The sequence below is a fragment of the Bartonella grahamii subsp. shimonis genome (assembly GCF_036327415.1).
GTDB lineage: Bacteria > Pseudomonadota > Alphaproteobacteria > Rhizobiales > Rhizobiaceae > Bartonella > Bartonella shimonis.
Map to the genome: position 1 here is coordinate 238,048 of NZ_CP123961.1, position 24,755 is coordinate 262,802.

The 24,755-nt window shown below is 38.4% G+C and carries 17 protein-coding genes and 2 pseudogenes; 10 read left to right on the forward strand and 9 right to left on the reverse strand.

Translation table 11 applies throughout. From position 1 onward, the window contains the following. Nucleotides 1-642 precede the first annotated feature (642 nt). The 8 genes and pseudogenes from QHG57_RS01280 to QHG57_RS01315 all read right to left on the reverse strand — a co-directional run bounded on the left by QHG57_RS01280 (nt 643) and on the right by QHG57_RS01315 (nt 16,350). Nucleotides 643-5,601 carry a DEAD/DEAH box helicase gene (locus QHG57_RS01280; protein WP_330169318.1) on the reverse strand — a complete coding sequence of 1,653 codons (4,959 nt, stop codon included), beginning with the start codon at nt 5,599-5,601 and terminating at the stop codon, nt 643-645. Between the two features lie 973 nt (nt 5,602-6,574). Next, nucleotides 6,575-8,584, reverse strand: coding sequence for a MacB family efflux pump subunit (locus QHG57_RS01285; RefSeq protein WP_330169319.1), 2,010 nt, complete (start codon nt 8,582-8,584; stop codon nt 6,575-6,577). A gap of 3 nt (nt 8,585-8,587) precedes the next feature. Further along, on the reverse strand, nt 8,588-9,814 hold the full coding sequence (locus QHG57_RS01290) for an efflux RND transporter periplasmic adaptor subunit (RefSeq protein WP_330168302.1): 1,227 nt from the start codon (nt 9,812-9,814) through the stop codon (nt 8,588-8,590). Then, complete coding sequence (locus QHG57_RS01295) at nt 9,811-11,292, reverse strand: efflux transporter outer membrane subunit (RefSeq protein WP_330168303.1); 1,482 nt, start codon at nt 11,290-11,292, stop codon at nt 9,811-9,813. The genes QHG57_RS01290 and QHG57_RS01295 overlap by 4 nt, the downstream gene beginning before the upstream one ends. A gap of 61 nt (nt 11,293-11,353) precedes the next feature. Continuing rightward, nucleotides 11,354-12,169, reverse strand: a complete 816-nt coding sequence (locus QHG57_RS01300; RefSeq protein ID WP_330168304.1) for an exodeoxyribonuclease III — start codon at nt 12,167-12,169, stop codon at nt 11,354-11,356. Between the two features lie 30 nt (nt 12,170-12,199). Continuing rightward, complete coding sequence (locus QHG57_RS01305; RefSeq protein ID WP_330168305.1) at nt 12,200-12,808, reverse strand: LolA family protein; 609 nt, start codon at nt 12,806-12,808, stop codon at nt 12,200-12,202. Nucleotides 12,809-12,929: 121 nt separating this feature from the next. Then, nucleotides 12,930-13,143, reverse strand: a pseudogene (locus tag QHG57_RS01310) (DNA translocase FtsK); the annotation flags it as partial. A gap of 765 nt (nt 13,144-13,908) precedes the next feature. Beyond that, nucleotides 13,909-16,350, reverse strand: coding sequence for an FtsK/SpoIIIE family DNA translocase (locus QHG57_RS01315; RefSeq protein ID WP_330168306.1), 2,442 nt, complete (start codon nt 16,348-16,350; stop codon nt 13,909-13,911). A gap of 725 nt (nt 16,351-17,075) precedes the next feature. Between QHG57_RS01315 and QHG57_RS01320 the strand changes: the two genes are divergently transcribed. Continuing rightward, nucleotides 17,076-18,353: a ubiquinone biosynthesis hydroxylase gene (locus QHG57_RS01320; protein ID WP_330169320.1), complete on the forward strand. Its 1,278-nt coding sequence runs from the start codon at nt 17,076-17,078 to the stop codon at nt 18,351-18,353. Between the two features lie 1,548 nt (nt 18,354-19,901). Here the strand turns inward: QHG57_RS01320 and QHG57_RS01325 are convergent. Then, nucleotides 19,902-20,189, reverse strand: a complete 288-nt coding sequence (locus QHG57_RS01325) for an H-NS histone family protein (RefSeq protein WP_330168308.1) — start codon at nt 20,187-20,189, stop codon at nt 19,902-19,904. A 742-nt stretch (nt 20,190-20,931) separates the two neighbouring features. Between QHG57_RS01325 and QHG57_RS01330 the strand changes: the two genes are divergently transcribed. The 9 genes and pseudogenes from QHG57_RS01330 (at nt 20,932) to QHG57_RS01370 (ending at nt 24,753) form a co-directional block, all read left to right on the forward strand. Next, nucleotides 20,932-21,564 (forward strand): lysozyme family protein, encoded by a 633-nt coding sequence (locus QHG57_RS01330; protein WP_330169321.1) that lies wholly within the window; start codon nt 20,932-20,934, stop codon nt 21,562-21,564. A gap of 124 nt (nt 21,565-21,688) precedes the next feature. Next, nucleotides 21,689-21,988 carry a KorA family transcriptional regulator gene (gene korA / locus QHG57_RS01335; protein WP_330168310.1) on the forward strand — a complete coding sequence of 100 codons (300 nt, stop codon included), beginning with the start codon at nt 21,689-21,691 and terminating at the stop codon, nt 21,986-21,988. Next, entirely contained in the window at nt 21,951-22,268 is a 318-nt protein-coding gene (trwL, locus tag QHG57_RS01340; protein ID WP_330169322.1) for a VirB2 family type IV secretion system major pilin TrwL, read from the forward strand. The genes korA and trwL (QHG57_RS01340) overlap by 38 nt, the downstream gene beginning before the upstream one ends. A 155-nt stretch (nt 22,269-22,423) precedes the next feature. Next, nucleotides 22,424-22,735: a VirB2 family type IV secretion system major pilin TrwL gene (gene trwL / locus QHG57_RS01345; protein ID WP_330169323.1), complete on the forward strand. Its 312-nt coding sequence runs from the start codon at nt 22,424-22,426 to the stop codon at nt 22,733-22,735. 73 nt (nt 22,736-22,808) lie between these two features. Further along, the gene (gene trwL, locus QHG57_RS01350; protein ID WP_330169324.1) at nt 22,809-23,126 is read left to right on the forward strand and encodes a VirB2 family type IV secretion system major pilin TrwL; all 318 of its coding nucleotides are present in this window, start codon (nt 22,809-22,811) and stop codon (nt 23,124-23,126) included. Nucleotides 23,127-23,247: 121 nt separating this feature from the next. Then, a pseudogene (gene trwL, locus QHG57_RS01355) lies at nt 23,248-23,567 on the forward strand (VirB2 family type IV secretion system major pilin TrwL). Between the two features lie 113 nt (nt 23,568-23,680). After that, on the forward strand, nt 23,681-24,001 hold the full coding sequence (trwL, locus tag QHG57_RS01360) for a VirB2 family type IV secretion system major pilin TrwL (protein ID WP_330169325.1): 321 nt from the start codon (nt 23,681-23,683) through the stop codon (nt 23,999-24,001). 122 nt (nt 24,002-24,123) lie between these two features. Beyond that, nucleotides 24,124-24,432: a conjugal transfer protein gene (locus QHG57_RS01365; protein WP_330169326.1), complete on the forward strand. Its 309-nt coding sequence runs from the start codon at nt 24,124-24,126 to the stop codon at nt 24,430-24,432. Between the two features lie 12 nt (nt 24,433-24,444). Next, complete coding sequence (locus QHG57_RS01370) at nt 24,445-24,753, forward strand: VirB3 family type IV secretion system protein (RefSeq protein WP_330168317.1); 309 nt, start codon at nt 24,445-24,447, stop codon at nt 24,751-24,753. Nucleotides 24,754-24,755 lie beyond the last annotated feature (2 nt).

The following is a 24,755-nucleotide window of genomic DNA, read 5'->3' on the forward strand; positions in this document are numbered from 1 at the left end:
CAGCCTCCCCAAAAAAGAACGAAATTTTTTAAACTCTATCAATCTGTAAACAATAAAAATCCAGCTTCTTGTCTAACGCGTTCTCCCTACTCACTTCCGATCACCCGCGCTCAAAAGACAGATTTCATGAGAGCTGTGATTTCCTCACAACACCTCAAAGGACGATGATTTCTATCAGCAACGGTTTGTAAACAATCCTACTTCTCTGGGCAGGTTCATCTCAGCTTCCCCATTTATAGAGTTCACTCCCATAATGCTCGACAAACAAGCCCCACCTGAAAATATTCACCCCTGTCGCTAAAGCGCATACATCATCATTTTACCCGTCTACTACCTAGGATGTTTTATCGCATGCAACATATTAATTTATAAGGAAAGTTTATACACTACAACTTGAATGAGAGCTCTCAATATCATCAGATTCTCTCATTTTAAATCTCTCTCATGTTGAATCAATCAAAACCATCTTCTTGCACATAATAAAGGACTTGCACATCACAAGGGGAGAGAGCCTGCGTGGCTTAAAACTGTACAAAAAAGGCATGCCTCTTATGGACTTGTCTCAAGTGACAAGAGTTGTCACAATACCCACGAGCTGGCAAAGTGTATGATAGTGCCAACTTGTGACGATTCGATACTTTTTTACGTCACAATGGATAACTTAACCTTTTCAGTTTCTCGCACTTCCAATTTTGGAAGATTGCGCACAATTTTCATTGTTTCTAAGCTTACCGTAATAACCCGTTGAAACAATTCCAAAGGATAGGCAGGATTACCCACCGTCTCAACAGCATAGCGATTAGCATCATTCACAATCCCACTCGCTTTATCGGTTTTGACAATCTGGCGCTCCATAACCCATTCAAGAGCAGGCCTACCATTGACCACATACTCATAAGCTTCAAGAGGAATATTCTGTATCGTGATATGCGCATTATAAATCACTGTGCTTTTATCAATAGCACCGCGCTTACCAGCAAATTTCATTGCTTCAATACGATAGAAACTTTTCTCATCAGAAATCATCCAAGTTCTTGGATCACCCTGTTTATAGGTAACAGGATATGGTTCAACTTCTTCATAATTCATATGCAAGTCACCAAGCTTTCGCCCCGCTGTCACAAAAGCCCAAAAATCCTCTACCTTTTTAACTGTCGGAATACGTGGCAATTCTTTAGACAGATTATGGACATACCGCGCACGATAATCCTCAGAATGCAAAATCCCATAAACATAATAAAACAAATCATCCTTTGTTATCATTTCACCAGGATATGCTGCCTTAAAATAGGCCAACCCTTCATCCGTGAGTGCATCACGCCGCTGCAAACCAATTTCTTTGCTTTCCCCTGCAAAATTTGCAAATAAATGAACCTGATCTTCCTCTTTACCTCCTAAGGATGATGCATCCTCATAAACATATCGTGGAAAAAATTGCCCATTATCTATTGTACAGTAATCTGGTAGGCTTTTAGTCATCAAAACAGAAAAACCACTTCTTGCTCCAGTTCCTGTAACTTGTATCACTTTATTTTCAACCGCTTTCCCCATCGGAAAGATACGCGGCATTTGGTAAACGCTATCATTAAGAGCTCGATTATAATAGAGCCATTGTCGTGTAAAAGGGCGATAAAGACTTTGCGTAAGGCAATCTCCCTTAAAGTTAAAAGACCTTCCTCTTACGAAATCTTGTTTGAGAGAATAATTCCAACTGATCTTTTTAGAATCTGCGTTAATAAAATCGTTCACGGCATTCGCACGTGCCTTGCGATCAGAATGTGCATAAGTATTATTAAAACGCTGGATTTCACTATTATAAAAAGCAATCATATTGCTCATACTCTTTTCTAAAGCTTCACGGCTTGAATTATATGCCCAAGCGTCACGACTAGTTTTTACACCACAAGAAAAGTTTTTAAAGAGCTTTTTATCACAGCTCTTCTTGTCTCCTAAGGCTAGAAACTTTTCAAAATCACTGTTGCGCTGATCCAGCCAATCGCCATGCTCATCTGGTGTAATCATCTGCCAACCATGTTCACGCTTGATACCACCAACACTACCCAACTGCTGAAGTTCACGGAGTTTCTCTTTTGTCGTGAGATTATCACCAATATCGTAATAGTGAATTTTGCAATGCTCCGTGACATTGGGATTTTTGATAAACAATGTCACAGCAATTCCTGTCATGCTTCCACTGCCGAAAACATTTTGCCCTTCTTGAGCACGCCCTTTGCTCAACATATTTTTGCGAATATCACCCCGCAAATTGAGAACATAAATGCTCGAGAATTCTTCATTCAAATTTTTTCTGAGACCATCCATTGATAATTTTTCAACATAACCAGAACCAGTCACAAAACCAATAACACCACAGTCTTTTATGCGATCACTTGCCCAGCGAATAGCACGAATATAACTGTCATAAAGTCTATTAAAATTGCTCGCATTAGATTGAGAAGCATAAGTTTCACGAATGCGAACGTCCAATTTAGGATAACCAATATTCTTCGCATTATCGTTTTCACTTTTTTGCCCAAAAGAATAAGGAGGATTGCCAACAATAACGCGAATATCCTGTTCCTTCTGGTGCACCCGACGTGTGCTGTTATCCACCAGCAAATCACTGATCAAGTCTTTTTCTTGCTCATAACGCTGGAATGTATCGGTTAAACAAATTCCCTCAAACGGAACATAATCGCCCCCCATCAGACCATGATAGGTTGTCTCAATATTAATGGCTGCAATATAATAGGCTAAAAGTACGATTTCATTGGCATGAATTTCATGACAAAATTTGTGTTTCATCTCCTCTGGTTTTATCAAACCCGATTGTAAAAGCCGCGTGATAAAGGTCCCCGTTCCTGTAAACGGATCCAAGATGTGTATACCAGATGAGCCAAGCGTTTGCCCAAATTCTTGCTCTAAGACATCATTAACAGAGTGAATGATAAAATCCACAACCTCAACGGGAGTATAAACAATACCTAGTTTTTCTACAGTGCGTGGAAAAGCATAGCGAAAAAACTTATCGTAAAGCTCTATAATCAACCTCTGCTTTGCTTTTGGATCCGTAATGCCACTGGCGCGTAATTTTACGCTAGCGTAAAATTTCTCAAGATCTTTGGATTCTTTATCAAGGTTCGCCTCATCAAGCACATCAAGCATACGCTGCATAGCACGCGATACCGGATTCTCACGTGTAAACTGATATCCCTCAAACAACACCTGAAAAACAGGACGCGTGATAATATGTTGTGCCAACATCTCAATCGCATCAGCCTCTGTAACCGCATTATTTAAATCATCACGCAATTCTGCCACAAACCTGTCAAAGGCTTGACGCGCTTTAGTCTCTGGCTCTACCAGAATACCGGTTAAGCGCGTGATATGATTCTTAGCAATTTCAGCAATGTTGCTCGCCCAATCTTCCCAATAATCACGTGTCCCACATTTCTTAACGATCTTTGCCAAAATCGCACGAGAAAGTTCATCCACCGAGAAAGAAAGCTCCTCGTTTATCTGATCTGTAAAAAGGAAATCACGCTCCAGCGTTCCAATGCCCGATCTTGCGGGTTGTGAGCGAACCGGAAGATTGTCTATAATCGTAGTAACAGCTTGTAACTCCGTGCTCTGTGTGACACCAATAATTTCAACCACATTACTGATATTTTGCCCTAATGATGCCTTATTAATCGTCGCATCAAAACGATCATCATGCGCACGCAAAGCATTTAAAATTTGCCAAACAACCCGATATTTATCATTGTTGTTCAAAGCCTGTTCCACTGGAATCCCAAAGGGAATACCGATTGGCAAAATGACATACCCCATCTTTTTGCCCTCAGACCGCCGCATTACCCGCCCAACCGCTTGCACAACATCAACCTGGCTCTTGCGTGGATTTAAAAACATGATCGCATCAAGAGCCGGAACATCCACCCCCTCAGACAAACACCGTGCATTAGTCAAAATACGACAAACATCCTCACCACTCTCAGCTTTCAGCCAGTCAAGTAATGCACCACGATCCTTCGCATTGAAAGTGCCATCAACATGCTCAATTTCACACTTCAGAAATGGCGCGTTTTCGGTATTCCCTTTCGTATAATCAAGATATTCTCTAACAACGGCAGAAAATTCATCACGCACCAATTCAGAACTTTTAATAGTCTTACAAAACGCTAAAGCACGACGCATGGGGTGTGGATCCGCACCAACATCAGCCTTCAAATCTTGTTTTGTGAGCGCCTTATAACACCCAATAATCTTTGTTGCATCATCAAGAACAAGCTCAGACTGGTCATCACTAAGACGCTTTTGAACAGCTGAACTGATCAATTTTTCATCCACTGCTAAGACAATAACCTTATAATCTGTTAAAAGATCATTCTGTACTGCCCATGAAAAGCCCCGATAAAAAAGTGTTTTACCAAAAAGCTTTTCATCATCCATCGAAGCAAGAACAGCATTGGCTTCATTCGCGCGACTTTTTGCGTTATCACCAAAAATACGTGGTGTCGCTGTCATATAAAGGCGCTTCTTAGCACGAATAACATCATTAGAATGCACCTTGACAAAATTGGATTCATCCTCTCCAACCAGCGTTGCCCCTGTTGTACGGTGCGCTTCATCACAAATGATAAGATCAAATATTGGCAAACCATGATTTTTCTGTGCATCCGCAACAACCTGAATCGAGTGATAGGTTGCAAACACAACGCTCATCCTATCTGCAACATGATCGCTCGCACATTCTGCAAGTTTAGCAGCATCGGTTGTCGCCGGAAAAGCAAGATCAAACACATCAATTTCAGCAACATCATCACTATTTTTACGACGCTTTCCCACTTGTGTATCGGAACAGACAGCAAAGGAGCGCAATCCGATTTCTGCATCCGTTGTCCATTCACGGACCGTCTGTGACATCAAAGCCAAGGAGGGCACAAGAAACAAAACAAACTTGCCTTCACCAGCCAAATCCTCAGCAATCTTAAGACTGGTAAATGTCTTACCAGTACCACAAGCCATAATAAGCTTACCCCGATCAGCCTCAGCAAGCCCCGAACGCACAAAACGCAATGCCTCCAATTGATGTGGACGGATTTTCTTTTTATCCTCCAACACAACTTTACCATTGGCTGCAAAAGTTTCCCAACGGATCGGACTTTTTTGTAGATCAGAAAGACCAATCCGTATAACGGGAATATCCTGCCCCCGTATCATTGTTTCAGCGTTATCACTCCAAGCACTTTGAGTACTATCTATAATCACACGCCGCTTGAACGGAGCTTTTCCTGATGCCGAAATAAAACTATCAATATCTGCTTTTCTAATCCGGTAGGCTGCATCATAAAATTTACATTGGATTGCCGCAAAACCCTCTTCATCACGAAGCTTTGCAACCAGATCAATACCGGTATCACGACCATCCCAATCATTTTCATGCGCCCAATCTTTAAAGGTTTGAACCTTTTCATAACACCCAAACTGAAGAGGATCATGTGTCAGATAAGCAAGAGCAAAACGCTCAAAATATGTACCTTTGTCCCGTTCAGTACGCGCTTCGTCACGATATGTCTGTAAAAGCGATTGCAGCGTCATGCTTTTCCCCCCAATGAAAAATACCTTCAACTATCGAATCTAGACCAATTCGTCAATGCCTCTTGTTCCACTCAAAAGGTTTTAGATGCCTCGCTTTACTGAATGAACTGACTATTTACAATAGAATATTACACGCAGCAAAATAAACTGATAAAGTTTTACTTATCAGCAAAAGTGTAGAATCTTCTTCCTCCTCATCCCTAATAAACATCATGTAATCACTCACAAGAATGTGGAGATTTGTCTCACTATTTTGATCAGCTTCTTTTTGATATTTATCTATTGAAAGAGTATAAGCTCATACTCAGGAGGTACTCAACGCAATAAAAGCATATCTTAAAACCAATAACCAGCTATATGGATACACGTAATAATAAATACAGCAATTAACATTCCCAGCAGCATGAGCCCATAAGTGTGTTCATCTCGTTCTCCCTACAAAACTGGAGCTTCATGAAAGCCTATATCTCCGTCGCATCAAGCTATAAGCAATCCAAAACAAAACGTTACCAATACCAACGCTCCTCCTTTTGCCATACAACTTGTGAGAAACAAACAGGTGCACGAATAAAAAAAGAAAAAGGAAAAAGTGTATAGACCAACATGCCTCGTATACCCGTTCGTTTTTTGGATATAAGCTGCTTTTCGTTTAAACTCTCTTCTTTGTTACCTTGTTTATTAACAGATATTACACGCCCCTACCCCTCCTATTTTTAGATTAAAAATCCTAAAATTATCGCGCCTGGTATTTTGTATAGCTATAACAATACAAGGGAAATTTATTCATGATACGTTGTGCTATAAAACTTCATCCTTTAACGTTATATAAAGCACGCTCCACTTAATGAACGAAGCGTTTTCTAAAATAGAACAGCAAATAATACTAAACTTTTCCCATCCATATTTCGCTTCATAAATACTTCATACAAGTGGAAAGCATCACAACAAACATGCCCACTACAATGGTTGAAGCCTAATCGCGTGAGAGAGCAACAACAGGATCAAGCCGTGAAGCTTGCCGTGCTGGTGAAAAGCCAAAACATATTCCAATGAGAGTGGAAAAAGTAAGAGAAAGGATCATCGACTCAATCGTATAAACCAAGTGGATAGGCGCTTTAAACAAAAGAAACAAACCACCGATAGAAAGTCCAAACAGAATCCCCAAACCACCACCAATGACACAAACCAAAATCGCTTCAATTAAAAATTGCTGCAAAATATCACTCTGACGCGCACCAACTGCCATACGCACACCAATTTCATTGATCCGCTCAGAAACGGTGACTAGCATAATATTCATCACACCAATACCCCCCACAATCAACGAAATAGCTGCAATTGAAGAAATTAAAAGTGTTAAGATATGTGTACTCTCCATGATACGTTCACGAAAAAATTCTGAATTTCTAATGAAAAAATCTTCTCCACCATGCCGCATAATGAGAAAACGTTTCACCATGTTTTCCGCTAAATGTGAATCGACATTATCAGCAATCCTAACGGTAATCGCACGAACTTCTGTTGTGCCAAGAAAACGCGTTTGCACTGTTGTATAGGGCAAATAAAGCCGTAATGTATTTGATGTGTTTCCATTTGCCTGATTTTGCGAATCAACAACACCAATAATACGCGCTGGAACATTACCCACATGCACCACTTTGCCAAGGGGACTTTCATGGCTATGGGGAAACAGAACAGACAATGCTTCTTTCTCAATCACGAGATCAACTGCCCGATCACGCACACTTTTTTGATCAAAAAACTGTCCTTTGAAAACTTTAAGCCCCTGTGTCTGAAAGAATTGCTCTCCCACCCCCACAATGACGGCATTGACTTCAACTGCGCCAAAACGCACTTTCGAGCTTGCTGAAATCTGAGGTGTTACACCAGAAACGTAAGGTAACCCAGACAAGGCTTCTGCATCAGCTTCAACAAGACTTGTTATTTTCTCTGCTTGTGGATCAGAAAAACTTTTGCCAGGTAAAATTGTTAATGTATTAGCACCCAAGCTTTTAAAATTTTCCAAAATTTTCTCTCGTGTACCATTTCCCAAAGCGACCATGGCAATAATTGCTCCAATACCGATAATCACCCCAAGCATTGTTAAAAAAGTCCGCATCCGGTGTGCATTCATTGCCAACAACGCCATAACAAATGCCTCACGAAACCGCTCAACAAAAGACCGAAAAGAGCCAAGCTGTTGTTTAACCTTTAGTTTCTGTTTTTCATAAAAAGATTGACTATCCGTTTTTATTTTTGCCCCCGCTGCCTTTTTCTTTGCAACCTTTGTCATACTGTCAGCAACAATTTCTCCATCACTGATTTCAATAATACGCTCAGCTCTTTTAGCCACCTGCATATCGTGGGTTACAATGATAATAGTACGCCCTTCTTTATGAAGCTCATCTAAAATACGCAACACTTCTTGTCCACTGTGTTTATCTAATGCACCGGTTGGTTCATCAGCAAGAATAACCTCCGCATTATTCATGAGAGCACGAGCAATAGACACCCGTTGTTGCTGACCGCCTGAGAGTTGATTTGGACGATGATTCACCCGATCGCCCATACCCAAGCGCGTTAAAAGATCTTGTGCACGCTTTTTCCTTGCTTCCACGGCACATCCTGCATAAATAGCCGGAATTTCAACATTCCCAAGAGCGGTCAATTCATTCAACAAATGATAGCGCTGGAAAATAAAACCAAAATGATTGCGCCGCAAAGCCGACAATTCATCAGCTGAAAGGGAGGCTGTTTCTTTCCCTGCAATCCAATAACGACCAGAAGTTGCCCGATCAAGACAGCCTAAGATATTCATCAATGTGGATTTTCCTGAACCAGAAGCTCCCACAATCGCTACCATTTCACCGCGCTTAATGGTAAGATTGATGTCCTTTAAAACAGTAACAAATGTTTCGCCCGCAGGAAATTTACGTACAATATTTTCCAACACAAGGACAGCATCTGCTTGGTTTGTGTTCATGGTTTAAATCTCATCTTCACTATGCACTTCAGAAGGTTCTGGCATCACCCCATCAGGCGAGCCGGTAATAACGACATCGCCCTCATTAAGCCCTGAAACAATCTCTGCCATCACCTTGTTATTCAACCCAACGCTCACCTGTTTAGTAACCACCTTGTTCCCCCCCTCCAAAACAGAAACCCATGCTTTATGCTCTTTTGTCTCATCGCGTAAAGCATCACTTGGAACCAACAAGACATTTTGAGCACGCCCTAAGATAATATGAACTTGAGCAGTCATATAGGTTCGCAAAAAATTGTCCGCATTATCAACATGTAGAATTCCATTATAATAAATAGCTGATGAGATTAAAGCACTAGAACCACCCACCACCCCAGGATTAATACTCACATCAGCACGAATTTCTTCAGGAGCAGGCTCTACCTTTTCTAAAACGCCCTCATAACGACGCTGCGAATTCCCTAAAACTGTAAAATAAAGTGGTTGTCCAGCCTGAACTTTAAGAACATCAGCTTCTGAGATTTGCGCCTTGATCGTCATCTTTGACAAATCGCCCAAAATAACAATTGTTGGCGCCGACTGAACCGCATTCACATTTTGCCCTTCTTCCACAACTGTTGCCAAAACCGTTCCCGCTGAAGGGGCAGTGATGCGTGTATAACCTAAATTGACCTCTGCACTGTCCACATCAATTTGTGCTTGCACAATCTGCTGTTGAAGTTGAGCAATTTGCGCCTCACGTATTTTTACTTGTGTCGCAGCATCATCGAGATTAGCTCGTGAAACCGCACGTGACTCGATCATTTTTTTCTGACGTGCTAAATTTTTCTGTGCAAGAGAAAGATAGGCTTCTTGTTCTACTAGACTGGCATAATAATGCGACAATGCTGCTTTTTTTCTTTTTAAATCATTTTCCTGATCTGTAGGATCAATTTCTGCCAAAAGATCGCCTTCTTTCACAACACTCCCAGGAGAAACGCGCATTGACACCACACGCCCTGTTGCACGCGCACCAACAGCCACCAACCGATAAGGACGTACAAGACCAGAAGCTAAAACACTTTCCTCAATATCCCCACGCTTTACCACCGCTGTTATATAAGTTGGGCTAGATGTTCCAAAAACAACAGAACGCAACCATAAAAACAAGAGAAGAAGGAATATAGCAGTTAAAAAGAAGGAAAGTTTTTTGTGTTTTGTAATGAAATTTTTGAGTAAACTTTTTTTCATTTCCCTACCTTTGCACGCGAATGAGGTGCACCATCAACGACTTCCGGACGTGATACATCAACAACGCCATCCCAGCCCCCCCCCAATGCTTTCATCAACGTGATATATTGCGTAACCAAAGAAACACGGCTATCTTTAAGTGCCATTTGTGCAGAATAATAAGAGCGATCAGCATTTAACAATTCAAGAAAACTAGTATTTCCATTCTCAAAAAGGCTCCGTGAAAGTTTTAAGGAATGAAGAGAAGCTTTATTCGCAACGATTAGCTTTTCTAAACGTTGATGTTCTTTAGTTAATCTTACAAGCGCATTTTCTACATCTTCTAAAGCTCCCAACACAGCAGCCCGATAAGTAATAAAAGCTTGATCACGCTGTGCACGCGCTACCGCAATAGAAGCCTCGACCTGACCTCCATTAAAAAAAGGAAAACGCAAACCAGGTCCAAAAGACCAGCCAATCGTTGAATTTTTCCATAACTGATCAATTGCCGTTGCTGCTGTCGAAATATTACCTGTTAAAGTAAGTGATGGATAGCGATCTGCTTCACGTTGACCAATCCGCGCTGTCGCTTGCGCGTATTGACGCTCTGCCCGTCGCAAATCCGGACGTGTTAACAAAATATCGGCTGGAATTCCTGCTGGTATCGGCCAGTGTGGTTGTGGAATCTTTGCATGCTTAGCATTTTTTTGTAAAAGATCCTTCAATGCCGTAGGCACACAACCAGTTAAGACAGAAAGGCGATGAATGCTCATTGCCAAATTCGCTTCCATCTGTGATATATCCGCTTCTGTATTTGCCATTTGTGCTTGCGCATTTGAAACATCAAGCTCAGAAACATCACCAGCTGTTAATCTAGCACGCATCAGTTCATAGGTTTTACGTTGTGATACAGCAATTTGCCGCACAATCAACAATTTCTGTTGCCAACCACGCATTTGCACATAATTTGTTGCCACATCTCCTAGCAATGTCACCATGGTAGCGCGCATATCTTCCACAGCCGCATCAAGACCATAACGCGCTGCTTCAACCGCTCGTTTATGCCCACCAAAAAAATCAAGCTCCCAGCTTGCATCAAAACCACTATGATATTGGTTTAACAATGCATCAGACTGTCCAGAACGACTACGGGTTCCTGAAACTGAATTGGACACATTTGGCAAAAGAGTTCCCACAACCTGTCCTAAACCCGCACGCGCTTCACGTACCCGGGCTTTAGCAACAGCAACATTATTATTTCCAGAAATCGCATAATCCATTAATGCATCTAGAATAGGATCATTCAAACGCCGCCACCATCCGGCAAGCGCAACTGGCCTCCCTGCAGTCTGTTCAGATTTTTCCCCCCAAACTGCAGGAACACGAAAAGATGTTTTCTGGTAATTAGGACCAACCATACATCCTGACAAAAGCAAACACAACAAGACACTAGAAAGTAATCCACAAGAAGCGCCCCATTTGAGATTTCTGATATACATCTAGTCTCCCGCATTCTTTCAGAATCATTATTTAATATTAATACTTTATTTACCTCTTATTTCAAACTTGACGTGAAAAATCAAATACAGTTTGCACAGGAATATGATCTGAAGGACGTTCCCATCCGCGCGCATCACGAAAAATCGAAAGATCTACAACAAAAGGTGCTAAATCTTGAGAAGACCAAACATGATCAAGCCGCCGCCCATAATCGGTAAATGCCCAATCGCGTGCACGATAACTCCACCATGTGTAAAGCTTGGTAGGAACAGGAATATGCAAACGCATCAGATCAACCCATCCACCTTGATAACACAAATCCTGTAAACGTTCAGTTTCAATGGGAGTATGGCTTACAACCTTCAACAATTGCTGATGAGACCAAACATCCTCTGCCAAAGGAGCAATATTTAAATCTCCCACCAAAAGAGAAGAAAGACCATCTCCTTGATCCGCACGAATGGAGGACATTTCTTCTAAAAAATCAAGCTTATGACGAAATTTTTCATTCACATGAGCATCAGGAATATCTCCCCCAGCAGGAACATAAAAATTATGAATCCGCAAGCTTCTCCCATGGGCTTCCACAATAACTGAGATATAACGGCAATCTTGGTTTTGGCAAAAGAAACGCTTTTCTACCTTTTTAAAAGGCAAACGAGAAACAATAGCGACCCCGTTGTAAGATTTTTGTCCACTCAATGCGATATGCTTATATCCTGCTGCTTCAAAAGCCTCCACTGGGAATAAAGCATCTGGACATTTTGTTTCCTGTAGACACAAAACATCTGCAGAAAAGAGTTTCAAATACTGAAAAACCTGCGCAAGACGCAAACGAATAGAATTAATATTCCAAGTTGCAATACGAAAGAACATCCATTTCAATCCCAATGAAACAACGCCGCACTATTTCTTCGAAGGAAGTGTAAACATTCCATTAGCGAACCGGACGTCCGTCCGCACATTCATAATCTGCACAGTAGTTTCCAAATTTTGTTGATCAACAATTGTCCACTGGCGCAAAGCAGAGCCTTTAGAATCAAAAACCATCCTTATTTGCCCTGCCCCAATCGTTTTATCACGCAGAACAATCGTCACAGCCCCTGGATCTTCGCGAAATGCCAATAACCGCCCAGAAGATACATCAATTTTATCACCCAACAGAAACTTCATTGGCGTTTGCGAAAGTTGTGAAAAGTTCCAAGTATTCAAAGCCCGATTGTTAATACCTACAAATTGACCATCTGCAATAATCTGTAAAGGCATTTTCTTATAAATAAAACGAATTTTCCCTGGACGCTCTAGGTAAAATGTCCCCTGAGACATTTTCCCCTTTGGACTAAACTGAATAAAATCACCTGTCATTGTTTTGATTGCCGCAAAGTGATTTACAACATTTTGCGCCTTTATCACTTTATTAGATGCTTGCGAAACAACAGGAAAAGTTAAACACCAAAAGATAATAATTCCCACCAACCCAAAGACTCTTCTTTGCGGTAAAAAAGACGTTTTCATAAAAAATGCTCCCAAGCAATGCTTAATTGACTTTATAATTTATAACTTAAGTGATCAACAATGAATAAATACCCTTCTTTATAAGATAAAGATATTGTTTGAAAAAACTATCAAAAGATTTTTAAAAGTATTCTTCTTCGACAGTTCCCAAAACTTTCCGCTTACCCATATTATTTGCTGAACTAATAATGCCTTCTTCTTCCATCCTTTCAATCAATAGGTGCAGCACGGTTATAACCAATACCTAAACGACATTGAATATAAGAAGCTGAAGCCTTACCATCACGAAGCACAATAGCAACAGCTTAACTATAGGGATCGTCTGATAAAGAAAAAGCCAAAGAAACATGCTTCTTTATTTCTTGCAATACCGTTTCCAAATAATCAGTCTGTGTTTAAGTTTCCGAAAGCATCCAAATTTCCTGCTTGTCTGCTGATTTCCTAAACGCATAATATATTATTTTTCCCCTAATCTGTGAAGCAACATAGATTATAGTCAATACATAACGGATTAAGTACTAAACATATTGCTCACGCACCTGAAAACTCTTTTAAGTGGCAAAAATGCTTTTTTTACTTCCTTCCAATCCAAAAGAATAAAAATTTTCGCCCGAACCAGTCTGTAAACAGTTTGAAGTTTAGCAGATTTCACTTAGCTTCCCGCCCCATATGGTTCATTTATATAAGGCTCGACAGATAAGCCTTGTCTTAAATATTTAGAACGCACTTTAAAAGACACTTAAATATCAAGCCTTACATGCTTTTATACCCCTACACATGCAACGACATTATTTTATACCAAGATATTGATTTATAATAAATTATCTTTTTAACTTAAATAATAACGCCCAATACAGTAAGATTCTCTCATCACCTACTCTCTCATATTGAATCAATTCGAATCATTTGCTTGCATATTACAAGCAAGGTTGTGGTGTGGAAAAAATTATATAAGATAAAAAATCCCCTTACAAAGAGTCTCAAGTGTCAAGGAGCTATCGCAAATCGAGAACTGGTATATGAAAATGCAGACTTTCTACGATACAGTAGAATAAACACTTGTTTTATAAGATATTATAAAAAGCAACTATAAAGATTTTTCAAAAGCGTTCTTCTTCGGCAGGCACTAAAATTTCTCGTTTCCCTGCATGATTTGCTGGACTAATGATACCTTCTTCTTCCATCCTCTCAATTAATGTCGCAGCACGGTTATAACCAATACCTAAACGGCGTTGAATATAAGAAGTCGAAGCCTTACGATCACGAAGCACAATAGCAACAGCTTGGCTATAGGGATCATCTTCTGAAGGAGAAGCCAAAGAAACATCAGCACCATCCTCTTCAACTTCTTGTGTAATTGTTTCCAAATAATCAGGTCGTGCTTGCGCTTTGAGATGCGCAACAACCTGCTCCACTTCATCATCCGCCACAAAAGGCCCATGCACACGCTGAATACGCCCTCCTCCCATCATAAAGAGCATATCTCCTTGTCCCAATAATTGTTCGGCTCCCTGTTCGCCTAAAATTGTTCGGCTATCGATTTTTGAACTCACAGAAAAAGAAATACGTGTGGGAAAATTGGCTTTGATCGTCCCAGTAATAACATCGACAGAAGGACGCTGTGTCGCCATAATTACATGGATACCGGCAGCACGTGCCATTTGTGCTAAACGTTGAACCGCTCCTTCAATGTCTTTACCAGCAACCATCATCAAATCAGCCATTTCATCAATAATGACAACAATATAAGACATAGGACTAAAATCAAGTGTTTCCGTTTCATAAAGAGGCTCGCCAGTTTCATGATCAAAGCCCACTTGTATTGTACGCACCATTGTCTCTCCTTGACTTTCTGACTCCTTGAGACGTGCATTAAACCCATCAATATTACGAACGCCTAGTTTTGACATTTTACTATAGCGCTCTTCCATTTCACGAACAGCCCACTTTAAAGCAATCACAGCTTTTTTAGGATCTGTCACCACAGGTGTTAATAAATGAGGAATGCCATCATAAACCGAAAGCTCAAGCATTTTTGGGTCCACCATAATGAGACGGCATTGCTCTGGTGTCATACGATAAAGCAATGATAAAATCATTGTATTGATAGCAACAGACTTTCCCGACCCTGTTGTACCAGCAACCAAAAGATGAGGCATTTTTGCTAAATCTGCAATAACTGCGTCCCCCCCGATTGTCTTACCCAAAGCAAGTCCTAGCTTTGCTTTGCTGTCAATAAATTCTTGCGCCTGCAACATTTCTCGTAAATAAACCATCTCACGCTTTGCATTAGGCAATTCTATTCCAATAACATTACGTCCTGGAACCACTGCAACACGCGCTGAAATCGCCCGCATCGAACGAGCAATATCATCTGCCAAACTAATGATACGAGAAGACTTAATGCCAGCAGCCGGTTCAAATTCATACAAAGTGACCACGGGTCCAGGGCAAGCATCTATAATTTTTCCTTTGACCCCAAAATCTAACAAAACCCCCTCAAGTTCCTGAGAATTTGTTCTTAAAACAGCAGGAGAAAGTTTTGCATCCCGAACAGACGGTGGTGGAACCGAAAGATAATCTACGAGAGGAAGAACAAAACCGCCATTTGAAGAAGCTGTTAAAGACTTTCGATTTTTAACAGGAGAAACATAGGCTTTATTCTGATTTTCCTCACACTTTACTTTTTCACCCAAAAAAGTTGGCTCAATCCGATTAAATGACTTTCCCTGCCCTTTACTCTGAAAACGCCTTTTGAAACAGAATAAACGAAAAAAACGCGCTTGTAAAAAATAAACAAGATGCAAAAGAGCGCCGCAAGTTGTCGCAAAAAAACCATGATTTTCACGATCATCCTCTGCGGCATATTCCGTATCTTCTTCCAACTCAAAAACTGGGTTAACGATTTCGTTTTTTGGAATGCTTTTTTCTTTTCTTTTCTTTGTTCGACGCCGCCATATCACATTGCCAGCAAAAGCAGCAGTGAAAAAACCTAAAAGAATAAAAACAACACTAAAAAACACCGTGTAAAGAGGAGAAAGAAAAAAAGGAAAAACTGAAGAAGTAACACTTAAAGCTTTATCTCCTAAAACCCCTCCCAATCCCATTGGTAATGGCCAATAAGTAAAAGAAGCAACAGGTGACATAAGGGCAAAAGCAATTAAAAAACAAATCGTTGATAGCGCCCATAAAAAAAAGCGCAAAGTCAAATTGTAGATATTCTTTTGCGCCAACAAGAGAAAAGACCAAAATAATGGCGGCAACAAAACAGCAAGACTTGCCAAACCAAAAAACTGCATAATAAAATCTGAAAAAATTGCCCCCATCCACCCCATAAGGTTTGTAACCTCATTTGTACTTGCATGGGTTAAAGATGGGTCCGCAACATTCCACGTCGCCAAAGCAAACACACAAAAAATAATAAAGCCCAAAAGCCCAAGCCCAATAAATACCCCTATCTGACGTAAAAACATCTCAATAAGACGCGAACCTTGAGAATTTCGCACTTCTAATGAATCATAAGGAGAAGAACTTCGGTGCATCTATCAATTCCAAATACAAAACTTTCATATTTTAAAGAGTTACAACTCTCTCTTAAAAAGGATGAAGCTTAAACTCTATGCCGATCTGTAAACAAATAGCCTGTAAATAATCCGACTTCTTATCTAGCGCGTTCTACCTTCTAACCACTTCATATCATTCATATATCACCACCCTAAGAGACAGTCCTTCATAAGACGCACAAAAAGCTCTCCCTGAATATTTATCACACGATCAACCCAAAAACACCTCATGTGTAAAGTTTTACATGGGTCCTATACACCTTCCTAAACAGATGATGTTTTTTACGCTACATCACGATAACGGCAAAATATGAATACTGTTTTAACCATCACGAATGAACACAGTTTTTTATCTATCATACCAACTAAATGCCCCCCTTCAGGACAGACATACTAAAATAACTCATACAACTTAAAAAATACACAACCATCTTTATTTATTTTTAGTTTTCTTTTTTATCAACCAAGTGTAAAAAGAATTAAAGAAGACATTCAAAAAAAGCTTATCCGATAAATTTGTAAAATGAATCACATAAATGATTAAGCAGAAGAACTCTTAAAAACCAATCTGTTATCAGATTGGTGCCAAAAAGCAACCTCGTTTTTGTAAAGCAGAGAGAAAAGTAGAAGTTAAGATATTTTAGGCAATTTAAAAAGATATTCTTTTTAAAAGAAAGCAAACTATAAACAATGGAAGAAGTATTGTGTGTTCTAATCGCAATAAAGACGTACAACCCAATAAAAAAATAAAATCTCATAAAACTAAACAATGTGATCTGCTCATTGCAGGGGGAGCAGCTGTCGGTTTAACCCTAGCGATAGCACTCAAACAAACCGCTCCTAATCTGAAAATAGAAATCGTTGATGCTGCTCCACAAGGAGATACTCCTGCTTCTAACATACGAACCATTGCCCTTGCTGCTGCTTCTATTCGTATGTTAAAACAATTACAATGTTGGGAACCTATAAAACCCTGTGCGCAACCCATCCATTCAATGATCATCACAGATACAAGCACAAGTGACCCTGTCAAACCCACCCTTTTAACCTTTGAAGGCGATATTAACCCCGGTGAGCCCTTTGCTGCTATGGTAGAACATAGAGAACTCATCAACACTTTAAAAAAACGTATCAAAGATCTCAATATCCCTGTTATTGCAAACACGCGTGTCATTGATTTTCATCAAGAAGGCCAACATACAACCATCGCTTTAAATAATGAAGAGGTTTGGCAAACAAAATTGCTTATTGCAGCTGACGGAGCCCATTCAAAATTACGACAAAAAGCAGGTCTTAAAAACTTTTCTCATCCCTATAAACAAACAGCAATCATCTGCACAGTTGAACATGAAAAACCCCATAATGGTCAAGCAATTCAACATTTTTTACCTGCCGGTCCTTTTGCTCTTCTCCCTCTCAAAGGCAACCGATCCGCCATTGTGTGGAATGAAGATCATAAAACTGCGCAATATTATCTCAAAGCTGATACACTTGTGTTTGAAACAGAACTCGAAAGACGCATTGGTCATCGATTAGGCAAACTCTCTTGGAATGGCGAACGTCAAGCTTTTCCTTTAAGTCTTTCTTTAACACGTCAATGCGTTAAACCACGTTTTGCTCTCGTTGGCGATGCCGCCCATACCATCCACCCCATTGCAGGACAAGGACTCAATTTAGGATTACGCGATAGCGCTGCCCTCGCTGAAGTGATTATTGAAACAGCACGACTAGGTCTTGACATTGGCTCCCTCACTGCTTTAGAGCGCTATCAAAGCTGGAGACGTTTTGAAATTGTCCGTATGGCTTTAAGCAATGATTGGCTTAATAAACTCTTTTCTAATGATAGCCTTCTTTTACGGATGCTCCGCGATACCGGCCTTGGAATCGTTAATCAAGCGCCAAAAATAAAAAAATACTTCATTCAAGAAGCTGCCGGACTCACTCCAAATGCCCCACGTCTTCTACACGGCTTCCCACTTTAAGCAAAAATTCATACTATTTCACTTTGTTACAACCTTTGCCTCCCTTCTCCAAAGAACAAAAAATCCCTATCTCATCCAATTTGCTTACAAACCGGATTCCTGTAGAGTAATTTTCTCTTGTCTTCCTCCTCTCATATTTCACTTAACATAAGACTCGACAAACAAGCTACATTCTAAGAATATTCGCCACACACTGAAAAAAAACATTTAATGCCTCAAAGAGATTGCCTTATATCATAAACCTTAAAAGAAGCCGTTTCACAGCATAACAAAATAAACAAGACTTTTTTAGCACACAACATTTTTATTTATAATCATTGTTCTCATACTGAATGAGAAATCTAAAGATTATAAAATACTCCTATTTCAAATCTTTCTCATGTTGAAGCAATCAAAATTGTTCGCTTGCATATCACAAGCGAGACTGTCGTATAAATAAAAGCAATTAAACAAAGCAATTAAAAGCCTCACCCTCTCAAGTACTAAGGGGGCTTTAGCAACATTGGAGGCGAGTAAAGTGTATAATGGCGTCGGCTTACACTTTTTATTGAAGTAAAAATGGTGGTGTACAATGGATTTTATGTGATCATAGGGACTTTTACATTATACTATTTACGAGAAGTGCCATAAAATAAACTTAGTTGCATTGAAAAATTTTTCTTAAAAAAAACGCGTAAATTGGCAACACAAATGCATTCCGTTTCTCAGGAAAACCCTTTAACTTATTGTGAAATACCACACGGTTTTAGAAAAAAATATTCTGATATATAACTATTCTGATATATAACAAAGTGTTCCGCACTTTATATCATCACACACAATTGTAAGCTTGCATATCACCCCCCCTATTTCACACCATAAAAGAAGATAAACCGCAATAGAAATGACCCAATCCTTTTATTTTCAAATACGCTCTTTATTCATTATTCATAAATACTCATAAATGAATTTTAATCACAAGCGCTCAGAAATATGCCATAAATTCTATAAAATCCATAACAACCATAGAAATTTTTCATTTTCTACACATTCTACACACTCACTCATCTCAACTAAACGAACGATAAATAAAGTAAATGCCTCATATATAATCTTACTGAAAAAAGACCAAACAAAATCTATAACATCAGGCTTGTTCTATAGAACAGTATTTCAAAAATATAAGTATGCTAATTTATTAACATATTAATTAATAAAATTATCATTTTACATATTGAGTTAGAACTTCTAGGTAATAAATTATTCTCACTTCAACCATTTTTGTAAAGAATCAATAAAACTATAAAAAGAAGTAAAGTATCCCCCTCTCTCAAATGCCAAAAGCAATTACAATATTTTAATATGGCATCATCATTATGCTTGCCAGATTATAACAACAAGATCTTTTGCATTTAAATACATTTGTTCATGTTCCCTATCATTTTATTTGATCACTCAATACTTTAATATATTCGTTCAGTATGCTTATACAATCAAATTACCCAAAAAGCATACTTCTTGCATTTACATTCCTTGGTATTCTCTTATCTTGTAAATATCGTACACGTGTTATGTTACTTCAAGCTCATCAAGTGTATACCCATTCTCCAACCACTCTTTAATCCACTTAGGTCTACGTCCACGCCCATTCCATAATTCCCATTGGTTATTGGGATTTCTATAATAGCGCTCTTTGCTCACAAGATCAGCGATATCAATTCCATGGGCATTAGCAATTTCAAGAATTTTTCGTCGCGCATTTTGCTTTTCTTTTGCTTGCCGTTTTTTTAATTCCACATCGATTTGTGTACGCATCTCTTGTAGTTCATCAAAATTCAAATTCTTTAGATCGTTCACCTTAATTACTCCCCTTGCAAAAAAGAATTTTTTCTTGCCATATTTTAAACATAATTATAGACGATTTTTGCCTATTTATTATCGAAATTAAAATTACGATACATATATCACTTTGACGGAGATGTGCTTTGAACCCAAAAGAACTGTTTATTGGTATATCAATTACCACCACTGCGTCTTTTTTCAGTTCAATCGCTGGAACTCTTAAATGCAGTGCTCAAACACCATCACACCTCTCTGACTCTCATGAATCAGTAGTCAAAAGTAAATATAAATCATCACTCTATAAATTATGGCAATATGCAACAAAGAACAAGCCCTCTCTGTATAATGATAGCGTAGTTTATTATAACAATAAAACCTCCCCTCACACACAACGGCTTTTTACTTCGTGTAAATTTTTTTTGAAAAGATTTTTGCAACTAGAGAATTATATAAAACAAGCAACTTCAATACGGTATCAAAGATTATTATTTTTTAAACGCAGCGTCTTTTTTCGTGATTCCAATAATATTGGTTGGCGTAATGTGCTCTATTTTATTCCACACTTTTATCTTTTTGGTTGGATATTCGCATATATTAGAAATATTCTTAGAAGAGAACAACGTAATAATTGCAAGGAATATTCTAAGCTAAACAATCTCGTTCTGCAAATTTATAAAATCAAAAGACAACGAGAAAAAGCACCGCAAAGAATTAGCATTTGTATTAATAAAATTCTTCATAATAAGGTGTATTGCTAATGATTGTTCCAGATTTCACAATGTTTGTTGCTACATACATATCCAATACACCCCCCATAACATTTTCAGTTATCGCCGAGCAAGAAGCGCAGAGCAATGTTTATGTAACAGATAATAAAGATAACTTGTTCTATCAATCATCTCAGCTTGAAGAAAAAATCGCAACAACTGAACAGTTTAAACAGAGCGAACGCAATTTTAACATAATTTTAGGGCAAATTGGTGTTAGAGATGTGAAATTGTTTTCTCTTTTTGATGCATTTGATTTTTGTAGAGATCTTACAGCTGTACAAAGCGCTTTAACTTACCGCTATGAACAAACAGCATCAAAGTGCATCTTCGAAAAAGCGACTTTGCAGTCTGTGTTGAATTTTTACAATACAGAAAACTCAAGCAACACCTCTATACAGAAGGTTGCTTCATATATTGGAGCAAAGGCTGCTGTGCGAGAAAATGAGGATTTGCAGGGGCCTGTAAAGCTTAAAAAAGAAGAACCAGAACAGATAACTAACGTAGATTCTCTTTCTCTCTCTTCAAAAGGAGAGGAAGACGCATTTACACATAAAGAAAGTAGTGCCTGCGATGCTTTTTCAGTTGAAGATTCTTCTTCATCGAGAGAATCGCTAGAGTGATGACTGATATTTTCATGAAACCCTAGAATTTTGATAGGATGTTATAATGAAAGGTAGATAAGAAAATGTTAAAGCTCTAATTAGTAAGATTGGACAAAATCTCTTCTAATTGAGGGCAAAGATAATGAAAATGATAGAACAAAACAGCGTTGATATAGCATTTAGTCAAAAAGCAGCACGTGACATTACAGTCGTGATGCTTTCAGAAAGAGAGTGGTATTTTACGTTTATTTCCGATGATCCAATCACTGGAAAGCCAAATAAATATACATTACTTACACAAAGAGGAAAACTAAGAACTTGGGCTGATCCAAAATATCTTTTTAAGTTTCTTCACGAAAGAGGAGTCATTTGTGGGAGTTTTAATCTTAATCAGGATAAAGAACATGAAACAATTAAATATTCTTCACACAACAGCTCGTAATAAAATTGCTGCATTTTCCGCAGCTTTAACTGTGTTTTTTATGACCAATTCTGTATGCGCCCAAGCACAAAAATTGAAAAACGCAGATACAGCTTTAAAAGCACTTCAAAAGGACTTAAAGGAGATTATTCCTATCGCTGCTGCTGTGATACTTTTGTGCTTAGCAATTGGTTATGCAGGACGCTACATAGAAAAAGATACATTTATACGGTGGGCGATCGGCGTTGTCATCGCTGGTTCAGCAGCCGAACTTGCTGCTTTATTTTTTAAACCTAGCTGATAAATCTATTTAAACACAAAATGTTTCTTTCGACAAATAATAAACTTAAATTTCTGTTTTTATTTAGTATAAAAAACTATATCGAAAAAGGGGTTATTTATACCAACTGTAATCTAAAGAATAAACAAACTATAATCTAAATTGGAATAAACAATATGAAACAATTAAATACACTTCAAAAAATAATTAGAAATAAAACTACTAAAATTTCTGCAGCTCTAACTATATTTTTTATGAGCAATTCTGTGTATGCTCAAAAATTAACAAATGCAAAAAATGCTCTAACAGAGTTACAGACAGACTTAAAAACGCTTATTCCTATTGCTGCTGCCGTCATACTTCTATGTTTAGCAATTGGTTACGCAGGGCGCTACATTGGAAAAGATACATTCGTACGCTGGGCAATTGGTGTTGTCATCGCTGGTTCAGCAGCTGAACTTGCAAATATGTTATTCAAAAACCCGTAATGAGAATAACTATTAAAGTCATGCAGTATAAAATATTTTATTCTAAAGAGAAATCTAAATTGAGATAAGCAATATGAAACAATCAAAAATTCTTCAAAAAATAATTCGGAATAAAACTACTGAAATCTCTGCAGCTTTAACTGTATTTTTTATGGCCAATCCTGTGTTAGCACAAGCGGTAGTTTTGGATCCTGCAAACAAAGCTTTAAATGCTCTCCAAACAGACTTAAAAACGCTTATCCCTATCGCTGCTGCCGTTATACTATTGTGCTTAGCAATTGGTTATGCAGGGCGCTACATAGAAAAAGACACATTTATACGGTGGGCAATCGGTGTCGTTATCGCTGGCTCAGCAACCCAACTTGCTACACTGTTGTTTAAACCTAACTGATAAACCTATTTAAATACAAAATGTCTATTTTATGAAAATAGGAAGCTTATGTTTCTGTGTTTTTATTTAATACAATAAAACTATTATTTATACTAATTGTAATCTAAATTGGAATAACAATATGAGAAAGTTAATTAATCTCCAATCAAAAAATAAAAACAAAGTCGCAGCAGTTTTCGTAGCTATAACAGTATTTTTTATGAACAATTCTGTATATGCTCAACCAAAATTAATAACTGCAAAAATGCTCTAAAAGCTCTGAAAAGCGATCTTGTTGATCACATTATCCCTGTTGCTGCTGCTGTTATACTTTTGTGCTTAGCAATTGGTTACGCAGGACGCTACATAGAAAGAGACACATTTATACGCTGGGCAATCGGCGTTGTCATCGCGGGCTCTGCAACCCAACTTGCTACACTGTTGTTTACAGGTAATTCATAAGTTTGTATAATACATAATGTTTTTATCATAAGGTTTTATATCTAGTCATTATAAATATATAAGAATCTTATATGCTTTATAGTGATATAATACAAAGTATTAAAGAGTAAAATATGAAAAAATTACTTAATTTCCAATTAAAAAATAATAACAAAATTATCGTAATTTCTGCAGCCATAAGCACCTTTTTTATGAGGCATCCTGCATATGCAAATGCAAAATTAGCTCCTGCTGAAAATGCTCTAAAAGCTCTGAAAAGCGATCTTGTTGATCACATTATCCCTGTTGCTGCTGCTGTTATACTTTTGTGCTTAGCAATTGGTTACGCAGGACGCTACATAGAAAGAGACACATTTATACGCTGGGCAATCGGCGTTGTCATCGCGGGCTCTGCAACCCAACTTGCTAAACTGTTGTTTACAGGTAATTCATAAGTTGGTATAATACATAATGGTTTAAACATTTTCAATTATAGACATATACTGGTAATAATATCGCTAATACTAGAAAAAAGGAATATTCTCTATAGAAACTTAATTAAAAAGGGATAAAAGATATGAAACAATTAAATACGCTTCAATCAAAAATATGTAAGATTAGTGCTATTGTTATCACTTCAGTTATGTTATTAATAACTCAATCTGCATATGCTCAGATGGAAACAAAGAGTTTAGATGTTTTCATAGGGATGCAATATGGATTAAGTATAATTATTCCTGCCGTTGCTGCTATCATTCTTTTATTACTTTTGCTTATTTATATATTTCGCATCATCGCAAGAGCTACATTTATGCGATGGGCAGTCAGTGTCATTATCGCTGGTGCAGCTTTCTATATTAGCCACATATTATTTCACCTCCAGTGACGAGAATATCCCATGAAATCATACGAAAAAAAAGAATTCCCCTTATTCAAGGGAGCAACACGTGTTCCAACTATATGGGGTGTCCCCATGATGCCGTTTATTGTTATGCTTATGGTGGTTGCTGTTATTGCTATGACAATAAATATCTTTTTGTGGGTTATAGCACCGCCATTATGGTTTATTATGGTGCAAATTACCAAAAACGATGATAAAGCATTTCGTATCTGGTGGTTATGGATCGATACCAAATTTCGTAATCGCAATAAAGGTTTTTGGGGTGCATCAAGTTATAGTCCCTCTAATTATAATAAAAGGAGATAAGC